We start from the raw sequence: 13,211 nt of genomic DNA, 5'->3' as shown, positions 1-13,211 counted from the left end.
ATACAAAGGACGGGTCAACAGGGGGATGGCCAGTCCGAAAGCGCATTGAAGCGGCGCAATGCGGCGAAAAAGTCCAGCGAAGAAGGCCCCCATGAGGCAAGACCAAGCGTTGCCGCACCGCAACAGACACCGGCAACCCTTTACCAAAAAAGGATTTTCTGTCCGTTCCTCAGATGTTGAATCAAGCGTCTGCCACAGACGCGCCCAATAGGTTGAAAGCGGTTAACCGCGCCTAACAAAGGCTTACCGAAAGACCCGGTCCGCCCTATCTTCCGCTTCCGGCACGAGAGGGGAAACGCATGTCGCAGCAAAGGCGCGTGGCGCTGGTCACGGGAAGCGCGCGGAGAATCGGCCGCGCGATCGTGGAAGATCTCGCCCGTGCCGGCTTCTCAGTCGCGATCCACTGCAATCGCTCCCGGGATGAGGCTGAAGCCGTTTCGGCCGGGATCGTCGCGCAGGGAGGCACGGCTATGGTCGTCGCCGCCGATCTTGCTGATCTACAGGGCGTGCCGGCCATCCTTGACAGGGTCGCCGCCGCAATCGGCGCGCCGACGCTTCTCGTCAACAATGCCTCGGTGTTCGAGGACGATGGGATCGGCAACTTCGATGCGGCGCGCTTCCAGCGCCAGCTGGCCATCAACCTCACGGCGCCGGTGCTTCTCGCCGACGCCTTCGCTGCCGCACTTCCAGCAGCCGAACAGGGCCTTGTCGTCAATATCGTCGACCAGAGGGCCTGGAAGACGACGCCCTATTACATGTCGTACCAGCTATCAAAATCATCATTGCTCACGGCGACGCGGACACTGGCGCAAGCGCTGGCGCCCCGCATCCGCGTCAATGCCATCGGCCCCGGACCGACCGTCCCCTCGCCGCGCCAGGACGTAGAGGACTTCCGCCGTCAGGCCGAGGCGGTGCCGCTTCACCATGGGCCAGAGCTGGCTGAATTCGCCCGCACGATTCTCTATCTGTATGAGACGCGTTCGATCACGGGCCAGATGATAGGCCTCGATGGCGGCCAGCATCTTGCCTGGGAGACACCGGACGTCGTAGGGATCAAAGAGTGAACAGATTGCCTATCGACAGCAGCGTGCCGGAACCGGCCGCCGCACCGGACGACGAGACCGCGCTGCCCGAAGGTGCGCTGCTCGACGACATGACCGCAGCGGATGAACTGGCCGAGGATGAAGCCAGCGCGGAGACGCTTGCCATCAACGTGGCCGAAGAGGCGCTTGCCGACGAGGAGGCGATGACGCCGTTCGAGGCGGGCGGCGAGCGCCTGTCACGCGGTCAGGGCGCCGCCGTGATTGCGGATTTCGTCAAGCGGCTACCCAATGCGCCGGGCGTCTACCGGATGTTCGACGCCAGCGGCAACGTGCTCTATGTCGGCAAGGCGCGAAACCTCAAGAAACGCGTCACGAGCTATACCCGCATCGGGCTGCAGTCGAACCGGATCATCCGCATGATCCAGCAGACGGCGACGATGGAATTCGTCACGACGCGGACCGAGACCGAGGCGCTGCTGCTCGAGGCAAACCTCATCAAGCGCCTCAGGCCGCGCTTCAACGTGCTGCTGCGCGACGACAAGTCGTTCCCCTATATTCTCATCACCGATCACGAAGCGCCCCAGCTGGTTAAGCATCGAGGCGCACGAACGCGGAAGGGCGAGTATTTCGGACCCTTCGCCTCGGCCGGCGCGGTCGGCAACACCGTCTCGGCGATGCAGCGGGCATTTCTCATTCGCACCTGCACCGATAGCGTCTACGAGTCCCGCACGCGGCCCTGCCTGCTGCACCAGATCAAGCGCTGCGCGGCGCCCTGCACGCGCGAGATCTCGCTTGAGGACTATGCTGAACTGGTGCGCGAGGCGAAGGGCTTCCTGACCGGCAAGTCCTCGGCCATTCGCACCGACCTTGCCCACGCGATGAGCGAGGCCAGCGCCGAACTCGATTTCGAACGCGCCGCAATCTATCGCGACCGTCTTGCGGCGCTCAGCCATGTCCAGTCGCATCAGGGCATCAACCCGCAAGGCGTCGACGAAGCCGATGTCATCGCCGTGCATCAGGAAGGCGGCCAGAGCTGCGTCCAGGTGTTCTTCTTCCGCACCGGCCAGAACTGGGGCAACCACGCCTTCTATCCGCGGGCCGACAAATCGCTCGGTCCGAATGAGGTGCTCGCGGCGTTCCTGGCGCAGTTTTACGAGGACAAGCCCTGCCCGCGTCTCATCCTGATCAGTCATGAGATCGAGGAAGCAGAGCTGATCGCCGAGGCGCTCGGCGAGCATGCGGGACATCGGGTCGAGATCGCCGTGCCGAAGCGCGGCGAGAAGAAGGACCTCGTCGACCATGCCATGGCCAATGCCCGCGAAGCGCTCGGCCGCAATCTTGCGGAGACGTCGAGCCAGGCGCGACTTCTTGAAGGAGTGGCGGCGGCCTTCGCGCTTGAGGCGCCCCCGCGGCGGATCGAGGTCTATGACAACAGCCACATCATGGGCACCAACGCGGTCGGCGGCATGATCGTCGCGGGGCCGTCAGGCTTCGTGAAGAACCAGTACCGCAAGTTCAACATCCGCTCGGAAGAGATCACACCGGGCGATGATTTCGGCATGATGCGTGAGGTGCTGACCCGGCGCTTCTCGCGACTGCTCAAGGAGCACGGCTCGCGCGAGGCGGCCCCGCGCGGCGAGGACGGATTTGGCCCCTGGCCCGATCTCGTGTTCATCGATGGCGGCGCCGGCCAGCTCTCGGCCGCGCGCGGCATTCTCGAAGAGCTCGGCCTTGTCAGCGAGGTGCCGCTGGTCGGCATCGCCAAAGGCCCCGATCGCGATGCGGGCCGCGAGAAATTCTTCATTCCCGGCCGCGAAGCCTTCATGCTGCAGCCGCGCGATCCGGTTCTCTATTTCGTGCAGCGGCTGCGCGACGAGGCCCACCGCTTCGCCATCGGCACGCATCGCGCTAAGCGCAAGGCGGCGATGACCGCCAATCCGCTCGACGAGATCGGCGGCATCGGCCCGACGCGAAAGCGCGCGCTGCTCGGCCATTTCGGCACCGCCAAAGCCGTCAGCCGCGCCTCGATCCCCGATCTCATCGCCGTTCCCGGCGTCTCGGCCCAGATGGCGCAGGCGATCTACGACTTCTTCCACGAGCGGGGGGAGTAGTCCGGCTCCCCATCGCAACAACCTTTGCACGAACCGGCAGAGCACCGCCTCGATCGAGAGCTCGTCCAGCGCCAGATTGCGGCGACAGGGAGCACCGCCAAAAGGCGTAGAGGTATCAAAACAACCTAGACTTTTGACGTAGTCACAGGTTCAATCCTCGCGTGCACCCAGAGCAAGGTGCGGCGGGGGTATTTATGGGATTAAAGGCGTTCGTTAGTCGTTGGCGGGGATCAAGACGATGGGAAACTGGAGAATGGAAACCTGTCAATCTTCTCTGGCCGATGCGCTTCAAGGACGAGACAACGGTCTTCATCGAACGCCGTGAGCGGGAGGACGGCGTGATCGAGATTCGTCGGCGCGACGCGGGTGATGACGAGATCTGGTTTCACGCCATAAAGTGAGAGGCCGCCGACTAAGCAGCGGCCATCAGGCCAGAAATGGAGCAGCGACGGGATCCGTTCAGGCAGCACTCCCCCAGTGCGGGAAGGGATCGTCGAGATTGGCGGCTGCCGCTGTCATCCCTGTGGTTACGCTGCCATGCAGGCAGGCGTCGAGGCTGGCACGGATCGCTGCCTCGTCCATGGCGGGGCCGCCGATGAAGACGAGTTCCTGGCGGCGATCGCCCCAGGTGTCGTTCCAGTTGCGACGCATGATGGAGACCGACTCCGCATCGCGCGGCCAGCGCTCCTTCGGGACGGCCGCCCACCAGTAGCCGAGGCCCTCGGTGCGCAGGATCGAGCCCGCGATCGAAAGTTCGGCCAGCCATTGCGGGCGTGTCGCGATCCAGAAATGGCCCTTGGCACGCAGCACGCCGGGAAAGCCTCGCCCGAGCGCCTCATGCAGCCGTGCCGGATGAAACGGCCGCCGCGCGCGATAGACGAAAGAGCGAATGCCGTATTCTTCCGTCTCGGGCACATGGCTGGCGAAATTATAGAGTTCCTTCATCCAGAGCGGATGCGCGCGTGAGCGTTCCTCGTCATAGAGGCCGGTATCGAGAACGAGATCGAGCGGGGCCTGAGCGAAATCCGTCTCGATGATGCGCGCATCGCCATTCAACCCGCGCACCACGCGGCGCACCTCGGCCAGTTGCTCCGGCGTGACGTCGCGCACCTTGTTGATGACGACGATGTCCGCGAACTCGATCTGCTCGACGAGGAGATCGACCAGCGTGCGAAAATCGTCCGGTCCGGCGGTCTCGCCCCGCTCGCTCAGGAGATCCTGCGAGGCGTAGTCCTTGAGAAGGTTGGCGGCGTCGACGACGGTGACCATCGCATCGAGGCGGGCGATGTCGGAGAGCGAATACCCCTGCTCGTCACGGAATTCGAACGTCGCGGCCACCGGAAGTGGCTCGGCGATGCCCGTGCTCTCGATGAGCAGCGCGTCGAACCGGCCCTCGTCGGCGAGGCGGCGGACCTCGTTCAGCAGGTCGTCGCGCAAGGTGCAGCAGATGCAGCCATTCGTCATCTCGACCAGCTTCTCGTCGGTGCGCGAGAGATCGGCGCCGCCGTCCCGAACAAGGTCGGCGTCGATATTCACTTCCGACATGTCGTTGACGATCACCGCGACCTTTCGGCCCTGACGGTTGTTGAGCACATGGTTGAGCAGCGTCGTCTTGCCAGCTCCGAGGAAGCCTGAGAGCACGGTGACCGGCAGTCGCCGGTCATCTGAAGCGCGAAGGGACATGCGATCCTCATGTAACGTTATAACATAACGTTCCGATGTAACCGCATCGTCCTGCCGATTGCAACGTCGCGCGAAGAGGCGCGGCGACACGTCGCTTATGCCAGCACGGATTTCAGCAGCAGGCCGTGCACACCCTTCTCTCCGTTCACGGTCTGCGTGACGTGAAAATCGGCGGCGAGCGAGGCAAGGCGATAGGCATCGCCGCGGCTCATCCCCGTGCGTTCGACGATGAACGTGATCATCTCGCGCACAGCGATGCGCATGGCTTCGTCGAGATCGGAGGAAAAGCCCATCGTCATATAGGCAGTAGGCGTCTCGCCGCGCGGCAAGGTCAGCAGCGGGGCGGCGCCGGTCTTCTTGTGGAGGATAAACGTGAAGGTCCCCGTCAGCGCGGTTTCGAGCGCGGTGACGCAGACTTCACCATGGCCCTGGACGCCATGGCCGTCACCGCAGAGGAAATTGCCGCCCTCTGTCCAGACCGGCAGGAACAGCGTCGAGCCGGCGCCCAGATCCTTGTTGTCGAGATTGCCGCCATGCAGCCGCGGCTCGCGCGAGGACAGTTCGCCATAGACAGGCGGCGGCGCCACGCCCATGACGCCGAAGAATGGGACCAGCGGCAGCTCGGGTCCAAAGGGCAGCTTGCAGGTCTTCGCGTCCCTGTCGATCGGGATGTGGATCAGGTCGAGCTCGGGCAGGATGAAATCGCCCGGCAGCGTGCCCTCGAACGGCACGATGGCATTGAACCCCCAATCGGCGCCAAGCTCGATCGCTTCGATCCGCACTTCCAGCATGTCGCCCGGCTCAGCCCCTTCAACCGCGACCGGCCCCGTCAGCAGGTGGCCGAAACGGACGGGCAGATTCGCGGCATGGATCGCCCGCAAAGAAGGCGAAACGGTCATGCCCGATCCCTCCGGCGGCAGCAGTTCGGGCAGCGCCGTCAGCGTCTCAATGACAACCCGGTCGCCCGAGGCAATGGTGAGAACCGGCGGTGTCGCCGCGGCGAAGCGCCCCCAGAGCACGGTTTCGGGGGTCGCCTTCAGGTGATGCTCGGACATGGGAATTCCTCATGCGAATACGGACGGGGCATCCATGCATGCAAATCCCGCGCCTTAAAGCACTATCCAGTATCAAGGACCTGCCGGGATCAACGGCCTGCCGAGATCGTCGGGCGGCGTCGAGCGACACGCGTGAACAGGACACTTGCAAGGCATCCAAGGCCAGCGAAGCCCATCACCCAGCCCATCGGAGCCGGCGTCCCGTTGGCCAGAATCCCGACCAGCGCGGACCCCACCATGCCGCTGCCATACTGGATGGCGCCGAGCAGAGCCGAAGCGGTCCCTGCCTTGTGGTGCACGCTGGACAGTCCGCCAGCCACCGCGTTGGCGAGGATCAATCCATTGGCGGTTGCGAACAGCAGTTGGCCCGCCAGCAGGCCCCAGACACCGCCGAGATCGGTCGTCGTGACGAGAGCGAGACCAAGTCCGCAAACCGCGGCGCCGAAAGCACCGATGATGAGCAGGCGATCAATGCCGATGCGCGTCACCAGGCGGACATTGATGATATTGGCCGCCATGACGCCAACCACGCCGGACGCAAAGACCAGCCCATATTGTTGCGGCGTCAGATGATGATAGCTGATGAAGGCAAATGCCCCGCCGGCGATATTGGCGAAGATGCCGCAATAGTAGAAGCCGATGGCGGCCGCATAGCCAATCAGCATGCGGTTGCGCAAAAGCGGCGGATAGTCTCCGAGCGCATGCCAGAGAGGGCTGGCCTCCCTTGCGTCTGAGGGGAGCGTTTCCGGCAATGCCAGGATGGCCGCCAACGTGGCCGCACCGATCACGACCAGGAACCAGAAGATCGCCTGCCAGGAAAAAGCCGCCAGGATCTGTGCGCCGGCGCTCGGCCCCAACAGCGGCGCGACGGCCATCACGGTCATCAGGCCCGAAAGGACCCTGGCCGCATGGTTGCGGTCATAGAGATCGCGAACCATCGCGCGTGCCAAGGCAACGCCCGCGCTGGCGCCCAGCGCCTGCACGATCCGCCAGCCGACGATCTGCCAGACATCCGTCGACAAGGCGCAGCCGGCCGAGCCGATCACGAAGATCGCCACTCCGATCGCAACCGGGATCCGGCGGCCGAACCGGTCGCTGATCGGCCCCCAGAAGAGCTGCCCGAAGCCGAACCCGAGCAGATAGGCCGAGATCGTGAATTGCAGTGACCCTTCGCTGGCATTGAGCGCTCGGCTCATCGTCGGCAGCGCTGGCAGGAACAGGTCGGTTGAAATCGATGCGAAGGCGAGCAGCACACCCAAGGTGACGAGCATCTGGGTGCCGTGTCGAACGGTAGTGGTGGCAGAAGTCACTGCGGAAGCGTCTCCGAGACGAAGCTGATGATGGCCGTTGTGGCCGCTCCTCCCAGGCTGCCGACGCCAGACTATCGGGAAGGAAGGCGCCTGTCGCCCAGCCCGACAGCTGTGGATCGCGGGCGGATCGACATTCTTCGGCGCAGATGACGTGCTAGGTGTTTCTGTCGGGATCGCGACTCGCGGAGTAACTGGGCGCATGAATATCGAGCTCGGCAAGGTGGCCGGCCCCCATGGCGGGGGCGCGGAAGCGATGCTCGATGTCGAGGAATTGCTGGCGACCCGCCTTCTGGTCCAAGGCAATTCCGGCTCGGGCAAATCGCATCTGCTGCGCCGGCTGATCGAGCAGAGCGCACCTTACGTCCAGCAGGTGATCATCGACCCCGAAGGCGATTTCGTCAGCCTTGCCGAGCGCTTTGGTCATGTCGTGCTGGATGCCGAACGCGGTCTCGGCGAGCTGGAGGTCATCGCGACCCGCGTACGCCAGCACCGTGTTTCCGCCGTGCTCAATCTCGAAAGCCTCGATGTCGAGATGCAGATGCGTGCCGCCGGCACGTTCCTGAACGCCATGTTCGATGCCGATCGCGAACACTGGTTTCCCGTGCTCGTGGTGGTCGACGAAGCCCAGCTTTTCGCTCCAGCCGTCGCCGGCGAGGTTTCGGAAGAGGCACGCAAGCTTTCGCTCGGCGCAATGACCAATCTGATGTGTCGTGGCCGCAAGCGCGGCCTTGCCGGCATCATCGCAACACAGCGGCTCGCCAAGCTCGCCAAGAATGTCGCAGCAGAGGCTTCGAACTTCCTGATGGGCCGCACCTTCCTCGATATCGACATGGTGCGCGCCGCCGATCTGCTCGGCCTCGAGCGGCGGCAGGCCGAAACCTTCCGCGATCTCAGCCGCGGCCAGTTCGTGGCGCTCGGCCCGGCCCTGACACGACGGCCGATTACCGTGTCGGTCGGCGCCGTCGAGACAGCGCCGCGCGCCGGAACGCCGAAGCTGACGCCTCTTCCCGCCGAGGCCGCCGCCGCCCAGCGCGAACGCGTGCTGGCCCCGGTACCGGTTGATCTCGTGCGACCGATCGAGCCGCGCATGGCGGCGCCGAGTGCGCCGACCATGCATGATCTCCTGGCGAGCCTGGCGCGGGAGGCACCGGCCGAGGCCGTCGAAGCGCCGGACGATGGGCTGACGCCGCAGGAGCGCGAAGCGCAGTTCCTGGCGATTGCCCGTGCCGTCATGGCCGAGCCGGGTGCGCCGTTTCGCGGCGAGGCGCCGCTCTATCAGGATTTTCTCGTCCGCTGCCGGATCCAACGCCTGCCGGCGACCCTGCCGCTGGCGCAGTTCCGCTTCCTGCTCAATCTCGCGCGGACCGGCATCGATCCGGCGCTCGCCGAGACGGAGGATTGGCAGCGCGTCGTCGAACTCGCCCGCGCATTGCCCGACGAGGCCCAGCTTTCATTCTTGCTGATCGCTGCGGCAGCACTGACCAGCAGCCCCTGCCCCTCCGACGCCGAACTGGCGCTGCGCTCCGGCACGCATTCGGCGGGCCGCGCCCGCAGCCGGCTGCGCCATCTCGAAAAGAGCGGTCACATCGTGCTGCGCGTCGATATCCGCGGTCATCGCGCGGCCGTCCTCCCCGATCTCGGCATCGAGACGGCGGCGGGCGACGCCCGCGCGCCCTGTGGCGACGGCTCCATCGCGGCCGAATAAGGATCGGCCTCAGTCGAGAGACCGCACGAGATCCGGGAGTTCGCCAAGATCGGCGATCTGGCGGAAGCGCGGATCCTCTGTCGGCGGCTCGACATGCTCGAACGACCAGGTCAGCGGGTGCGGCACATAAACGCCCCAGCCTCCGGCACTGATCGCGGGCGCAATGTCGGACTTCAGCGAATTGCCGACCATCAGCGCGCGCTCGGGACCATCGGCATGGCGGGCAAAGACCCGGCGATAGGTGTCGACTGTCTTGTCGCTGACGATCTCGACGGCGTCGAACAGGTCGCCAAGGCCGGATTGCGCCAGCTTGCGCTCCTGGTCGAACAGATCGCCCTTGGTGATGAGGATAATGCGATAACTTCCCGAAAGGCGCTCGATCGCGTCGCGCGCATGTGGCAGCGTCTCGACGGGATGCGTGAGCAATTCACGGCCGGCCGCGAGGATCTCGCTGATGACGGCGGCATCGACGCGCCCTTCGGTAATTTCGATCGCCGTTTCGATCATCGAGAGCGTGAAGCCCTTGATGCCGAAACCGTAGAGAGCGAGGTTGCGCGTCTCGGCAGCGAGCAGACGGCTTGAAATCACTTCTTCCTCGCCATGCGCTTCAAGCAGAGCCGTGAAGCGCTGCTCCGTCAGACGATAGAAATGCTCGTTCTGCCAAAGCGTGTCGTCGGCATCGAAGCCAATGGCCGTGATGGCGTGGTCGCTCATGCCGCCCTCCTGATTGTGGCAGCAATCTAGCGCCGCCGGGCCGCCGCTGTCACCGCAAGAGACGGCAATCCTGACGAACGATGCCAACGCCTCGAATGAGACGACGGCCGTGCGGGGCCTGCCTCGTCGGGGTATCGTCAGCCATGTGAATCGAAGGAAAGGACACGAGGCCGCCATGACGCCCGAGGCGCTATCCGCGATCTATCGCGGCTATATCGATTGCCTGAACAGACAGGATTGGGCGGTGCTCGGCAGCTTCGTCGATGAAGCCGTTGAATATGGCGGGACAACCATCGGCCTGGCTGGCTACCGCGCCATGCTGGAGCGCGACTTCGAGGCCATTCCTGATCTTCGCTTCGTAATCCAGCTGCTGGTCTCGGACCCGCCACACATCGCCAGCCGGCTTCAGTTCGACTGCACACCGCGCGGGCTGCTGTTCGACCTTCCGGTCAACGGCAAGCGAGTCCAGTTTGCGGAGAATGTCTTCTACGAATTTGCGGACGGGAAAATCCGGACCGTATGGTCGATCATCGACAAGGCCGCGATCGCGCAACAGATCTGAGCGAATTCAGATACTGCGCACCTGCATGCGGGAACGGTCGATTGACGGCCTTGAAGATCGGAATGCCGCGTTTGCTGCTCAGGCGGTCGCCTTGGCCACGCGCTTGGAGCGCGTCTTCGGCGGCGCTGCGGCGATCGCGGCGCGCTCTTCTTCTTCCTTGGCCATGCGCAGCGCCTTCAACTTGGCAGTACGCTCACGCAGGGACTTCGACGCGTCGACGACACCCTTCTGGGTCTTGTCGAACTTGGCGTCGGCTTTCTGACGGGCATTGGAGGGTTCGGGCATCATCGTCTTTCCTTGGTGCAAGACCTTGGTACAGAGAGCCCTGGCGGCCGGCCGCCCATAGGGGCGCCGACCGTTCCGGCAGTATCAGCGCGTCCGACTCAACGAGCCGCCGGACGCGGAGGAGCACCCTTGGCACCCGCGACGCGGGGCTTGGGCTTCGGTGCTGCGATCAGACCCTCGCGGATCGCCTGCTTGCGTGCGAGCTTACGGGCACGACGAATGGCCTCGGCCTTTTCGCGCACGCGCTTCTCGGAGGGCTTCTCATAGGCGTTGCGCATCTTCATTTCACGGAAGACGCCTTCACGCTGCAGCTTCTTCTTGAGAACCCTCAGCGCCTGATCGACATTGTTGTCGCGAACCAAAACCTGCAAATTCTATCCTAACGTTTTTACTGGACCGCCCGCTTCCGGGGGCGCGATGAAGACGCGCGAGCGAGAGGGCGAAGTTTGACCATTACCATAGATGTGCGCGGCCTGCCTCCCCGGAAAGCAGGCTGCGCCGCTTTTTTGAACGCGGACGGATCGGCAGCGTTCCTCGGCTTTCGCCGCGATCAGGCTTCCTGGATCGCAGAAAGCTTCCAATCGCCACCAGCGCTGCGGACAAATGTCCACAGTTCGGTCGCCTCGGTCGGGTGCGATTCGTCTCCCGAGACGACAAGCCCATCCTTGCGATCACGCATCACGTCGCGGCTTTCATAGCGCATGGCGACCGTCGCATAGTCGCTGTCACCTTCGCGCCAGGCTTCGGCGACGTCGCCCTGCAGCAGCTTGACCTCCGTGACGTCGTTGCGGACGCCGGATGTCGCATTCTGGCTGAGCTCCTCGGAGAGATAGGACATGATCTCGGGCGTCGTCAGCATGCGCAGCCCGGCATAGTCCTCCTTGCCGAACGCGGTCTGAACCTTCGTCAGCAGTTCCTCGAATGCATCGAGGTCGCTGTCGAGGATGCCGACTTCGTCATTGGCATTACGGGCATTGGCCGGACGCGGCAGACGCGCGTCGACCGAGCCGCCGCCAAGGCCAAAGCCGCCGAGACCGCCGAAAGCCGGGCGTGGCGATGCGGGTTCGTCAGGCGCTTCCCGATAGGACGGGCCGGACGCCATCGCCGTCTGCGGCGACTGCTGGCGACGATTGGCGAGGAAGCGGAACAGGAACATCGCGCCGAAGGCGAGCAGTGCGATCTGCAGGATCATGCCGAACGCGCCGGCCATGCCGCCAAAGCCATGGCCGAGCAGCAGGCCGATGAGGCCGCCGATCGCGAGGCCGCGCAGCATCGAGCCGCCGAAACCGCTGAAGAGACCGGGACGCGCGGCCTGCATGCCGGCGGCAGGAGAAGCCGCAGGGGCCGTCTGCTGCGTCATCGAGCGCTGCATCGGCTGCGTGGCCGTTGGCGCCGTCGGTGTGGTCGCGGGCGTCGAATAAGTGCGCGCACCGCGGCTGCCGAAACTGCCGCCACGACGGGCATCGGCGGTATCGACGAAGGCAAGGCTCGTCGTCAGCAGGATGGCCAGGACGGCGAGCGGCGTCGTCAGGCGCTTCCAGAATCGCATCGGTTCTCCCCAAGGCAAATGTTTCACGCGAGATATATAGGGACGGCATCCGGTGATTTTGAGATGCGCAACACTTCGACCACGCGGCAGGCCGTGCTATGAGCGCCGCTCCTTTCCCTGCCGGCTTTGCCGGATGAGCTTGACGGATCTGCCATGAGCTTCACGGTCGCCGCCTTCTATCGCTTCGCCGCTCTACCGGATTGCGCGGAGATTCGGCCTGAACTCGAAGGCTTCTGCGCCGCCAACGGAATCAAGGGTACGATCCTTCTCGCCCATGAAGGCATCAACGGTACGGTGGCCGCCGAGCCCGTAGCGATCGAGGCGCTGCTGGCGCTGTTTGCCCAAGGAGAACTGTTCGGCGGGCGGCTCGCCGGAATCGACGTCAAGCTCTCGTCGGCGGCAGCGATGCCGTTTCGTCGCCTCAAGGTGAAGCTGAAGCGCGAGATCGTGACGCTCGGGGTCGAGGATATCGATCCCACCACGCAAGCCGGAACCTATGTCGACCCGGCCGACTGGAACAAGGTGATCAGCGATCCCGACGTGCTGGTGATCGATACGCGCAACCGCTTCGAAGTCGCGATGGGGAGCTTCGAGGGGGCAGTCGACCCCGAGACGCGCAAGTTCTCGCAATTTCCGGATTATGTCAGCCGTTCGCTGGACCCATCACGCCACAAGCGTGTCGCGATGTTCTGCACCGGCGGCATCCGCTGCGAAAAGGCGAGCGCCTATATGCGCGCGCAGGGATTTTCGGAGGTGCTGCACCTCAAGGGCGGCATCTTGCGCTATCTCGAAGAAGTGCCGGCCGAAGAGAGCCTCTTTCGCGGCACATGCTTCGTCTTCGACGAGCGTATCGCGCTCGGGCCGGGCCTTGCCGAAGCCGGCCCGGCAGCGGAAACTGATCTCTAGGCGGACGGTTCGCTCTCAGTCGTATCGTCACGCAGATAGGGCTCGACCGATCCGGTCAGCTTGATCGTCAGCGGATTGCCGAAGCGATCGCGTGCCTTGCCGGCGGCGACGCGGACCCAGCCCTCGCTGACGCAATATTCCTCGACATTGGTCTTCTCGACGCCCTTGAAGCGGATGCCAATGCCACGCTCCAGGAGTTCCGCGTTGTAGAAGGGGCTGCGCGGATCGCTGGACAGCCGGTCGGGCAGGGTTTCGCTCATCGTATTGTTCTCCTTGGCCCGGTTCGCG

The 13,211-nt window shown here is 64.3% G+C and carries 13 protein-coding genes; 5 read left to right on the top strand and 8 right to left on the bottom strand.

Going from position 1 to position 13,211, the window contains the following annotated elements:
• The first annotated feature begins 299 nt into the window (after positions 1-299).
• Both LB518_RS02605 and uvrC read left to right on the top strand, forming a co-directional pair.
• Positions 300-1,064: an SDR family oxidoreductase gene (locus LB518_RS02605; protein WP_224572678.1), complete on the top strand. Its 765-nt coding sequence runs from the start codon at positions 300-302 to the stop codon at positions 1,062-1,064.
• A gap of 89 nt (positions 1,065-1,153) precedes the next feature.
• Entirely contained in the window at positions 1,154-3,154 is a 2,001-nt protein-coding gene (uvrC, locus tag LB518_RS02600) for an excinuclease ABC subunit UvrC (protein ID WP_502845788.1), read from the top strand.
• 459 nt (positions 3,155-3,613) lie between these two features.
• Here the strand turns inward: uvrC and LB518_RS02595 are convergent, their stop codons facing one another.
• The 3 genes from LB518_RS02595 to LB518_RS02585 form a co-directional block, all read right to left on the bottom strand.
• Positions 3,614-4,837, bottom strand: a complete 1,224-nt coding sequence (locus LB518_RS02595) for a GTP-binding protein (RefSeq protein WP_224572676.1) — start codon at positions 4,835-4,837, stop codon at positions 3,614-3,616.
• 95 nt (positions 4,838-4,932) lie between these two features.
• On the bottom strand, positions 4,933-5,892 hold the full coding sequence (locus LB518_RS02590; protein ID WP_224572674.1) for an acetamidase/formamidase family protein: 960 nt from the start codon (positions 5,890-5,892) through the stop codon (positions 4,933-4,935).
• Positions 5,893-5,981: 89 nt separating this feature from the next.
• Positions 5,982-7,202 (bottom strand): multidrug effflux MFS transporter, encoded by a 1,221-nt coding sequence (locus tag LB518_RS02585; RefSeq protein ID WP_224572672.1) that lies wholly within the window; start codon positions 7,200-7,202, stop codon positions 5,982-5,984.
• A 199-nt stretch (positions 7,203-7,401) separates the two neighbouring features.
• On the opposite strand from LB518_RS02585, the gene LB518_RS02580 reads away from it, so the two are divergent.
• Positions 7,402-8,907, top strand: a complete 1,506-nt coding sequence (locus LB518_RS02580; RefSeq protein WP_224572670.1) for a helicase HerA domain-containing protein — start codon at positions 7,402-7,404, stop codon at positions 8,905-8,907.
• 9 nt (positions 8,908-8,916) lie between these two features.
• Here LB518_RS02580 and LB518_RS02575 read toward each other — a convergent pair whose 3' ends face one another.
• Positions 8,917-9,621 (bottom strand): HAD family hydrolase, encoded by a 705-nt coding sequence (locus tag LB518_RS02575; RefSeq protein WP_224572668.1) that lies wholly within the window; start codon positions 9,619-9,621, stop codon positions 8,917-8,919.
• Between the two features lie 175 nt (positions 9,622-9,796).
• Here LB518_RS02575 and LB518_RS02570 point away from each other — a divergent pair, with 175 nt between their 5' ends.
• On the top strand, positions 9,797-10,183 hold the full coding sequence (locus LB518_RS02570) for an ester cyclase (RefSeq protein WP_224572666.1): 387 nt from the start codon (positions 9,797-9,799) through the stop codon (positions 10,181-10,183).
• A gap of 78 nt (positions 10,184-10,261) precedes the next feature.
• Here the strand turns inward: LB518_RS02570 and LB518_RS02565 are convergent, their stop codons facing one another.
• The 3 genes from LB518_RS02565 to LB518_RS02555 all read right to left on the bottom strand — a co-directional run bounded on the left by LB518_RS02565 (position 10,262) and on the right by LB518_RS02555 (position 12,017).
• The gene (locus LB518_RS02565; protein WP_224572664.1) at positions 10,262-10,468 is read right to left on the bottom strand and encodes a hypothetical protein; all 207 of its coding nucleotides are present in this window, start codon (positions 10,466-10,468) and stop codon (positions 10,262-10,264) included.
• Positions 10,469-10,566: 98 nt separating this feature from the next.
• Positions 10,567-10,839, bottom strand: a complete 273-nt coding sequence (gene rpsU, locus LB518_RS02560; protein ID WP_073051001.1) for a 30S ribosomal protein S21 — start codon at positions 10,837-10,839, stop codon at positions 10,567-10,569.
• Positions 10,840-11,018: 179 nt separating this feature from the next.
• Positions 11,019-12,017, bottom strand: coding sequence for a Tim44 domain-containing protein (locus LB518_RS02555; protein ID WP_224572662.1), 999 nt, complete (start codon positions 12,015-12,017; stop codon positions 11,019-11,021).
• 153 nt (positions 12,018-12,170) lie between these two features.
• Here LB518_RS02555 and trhO point away from each other — a divergent pair, with 153 nt between their 5' ends.
• Positions 12,171-12,923 carry an oxygen-dependent tRNA uridine(34) hydroxylase TrhO gene (trhO, locus tag LB518_RS02550; protein ID WP_224572660.1) on the top strand — a complete coding sequence of 251 codons (753 nt, stop codon included), beginning with the start codon at positions 12,171-12,173 and terminating at the stop codon, positions 12,921-12,923.
• On the opposite strand, the gene LB518_RS02545 is transcribed toward trhO, so the two are convergent.
• Complete coding sequence (locus LB518_RS02545; RefSeq protein WP_224572658.1) at positions 12,920-13,183, bottom strand: DUF3297 family protein; 264 nt, start codon at positions 13,181-13,183, stop codon at positions 12,920-12,922. The two genes, trhO and LB518_RS02545, sit on opposite strands and share 4 nt — an antisense overlap.
• Positions 13,184-13,211 lie beyond the last annotated feature (28 nt).

Origin of the sequence: Mesorhizobium sp. BR1-1-16, from assembly GCF_020165495.1 — a bacterium.
Lineage (GTDB): Bacteria > Pseudomonadota > Alphaproteobacteria > Rhizobiales > Kaistiaceae > Kaistia.
This window is presented reverse-complemented; position numbering and strand designations above follow the sequence as displayed.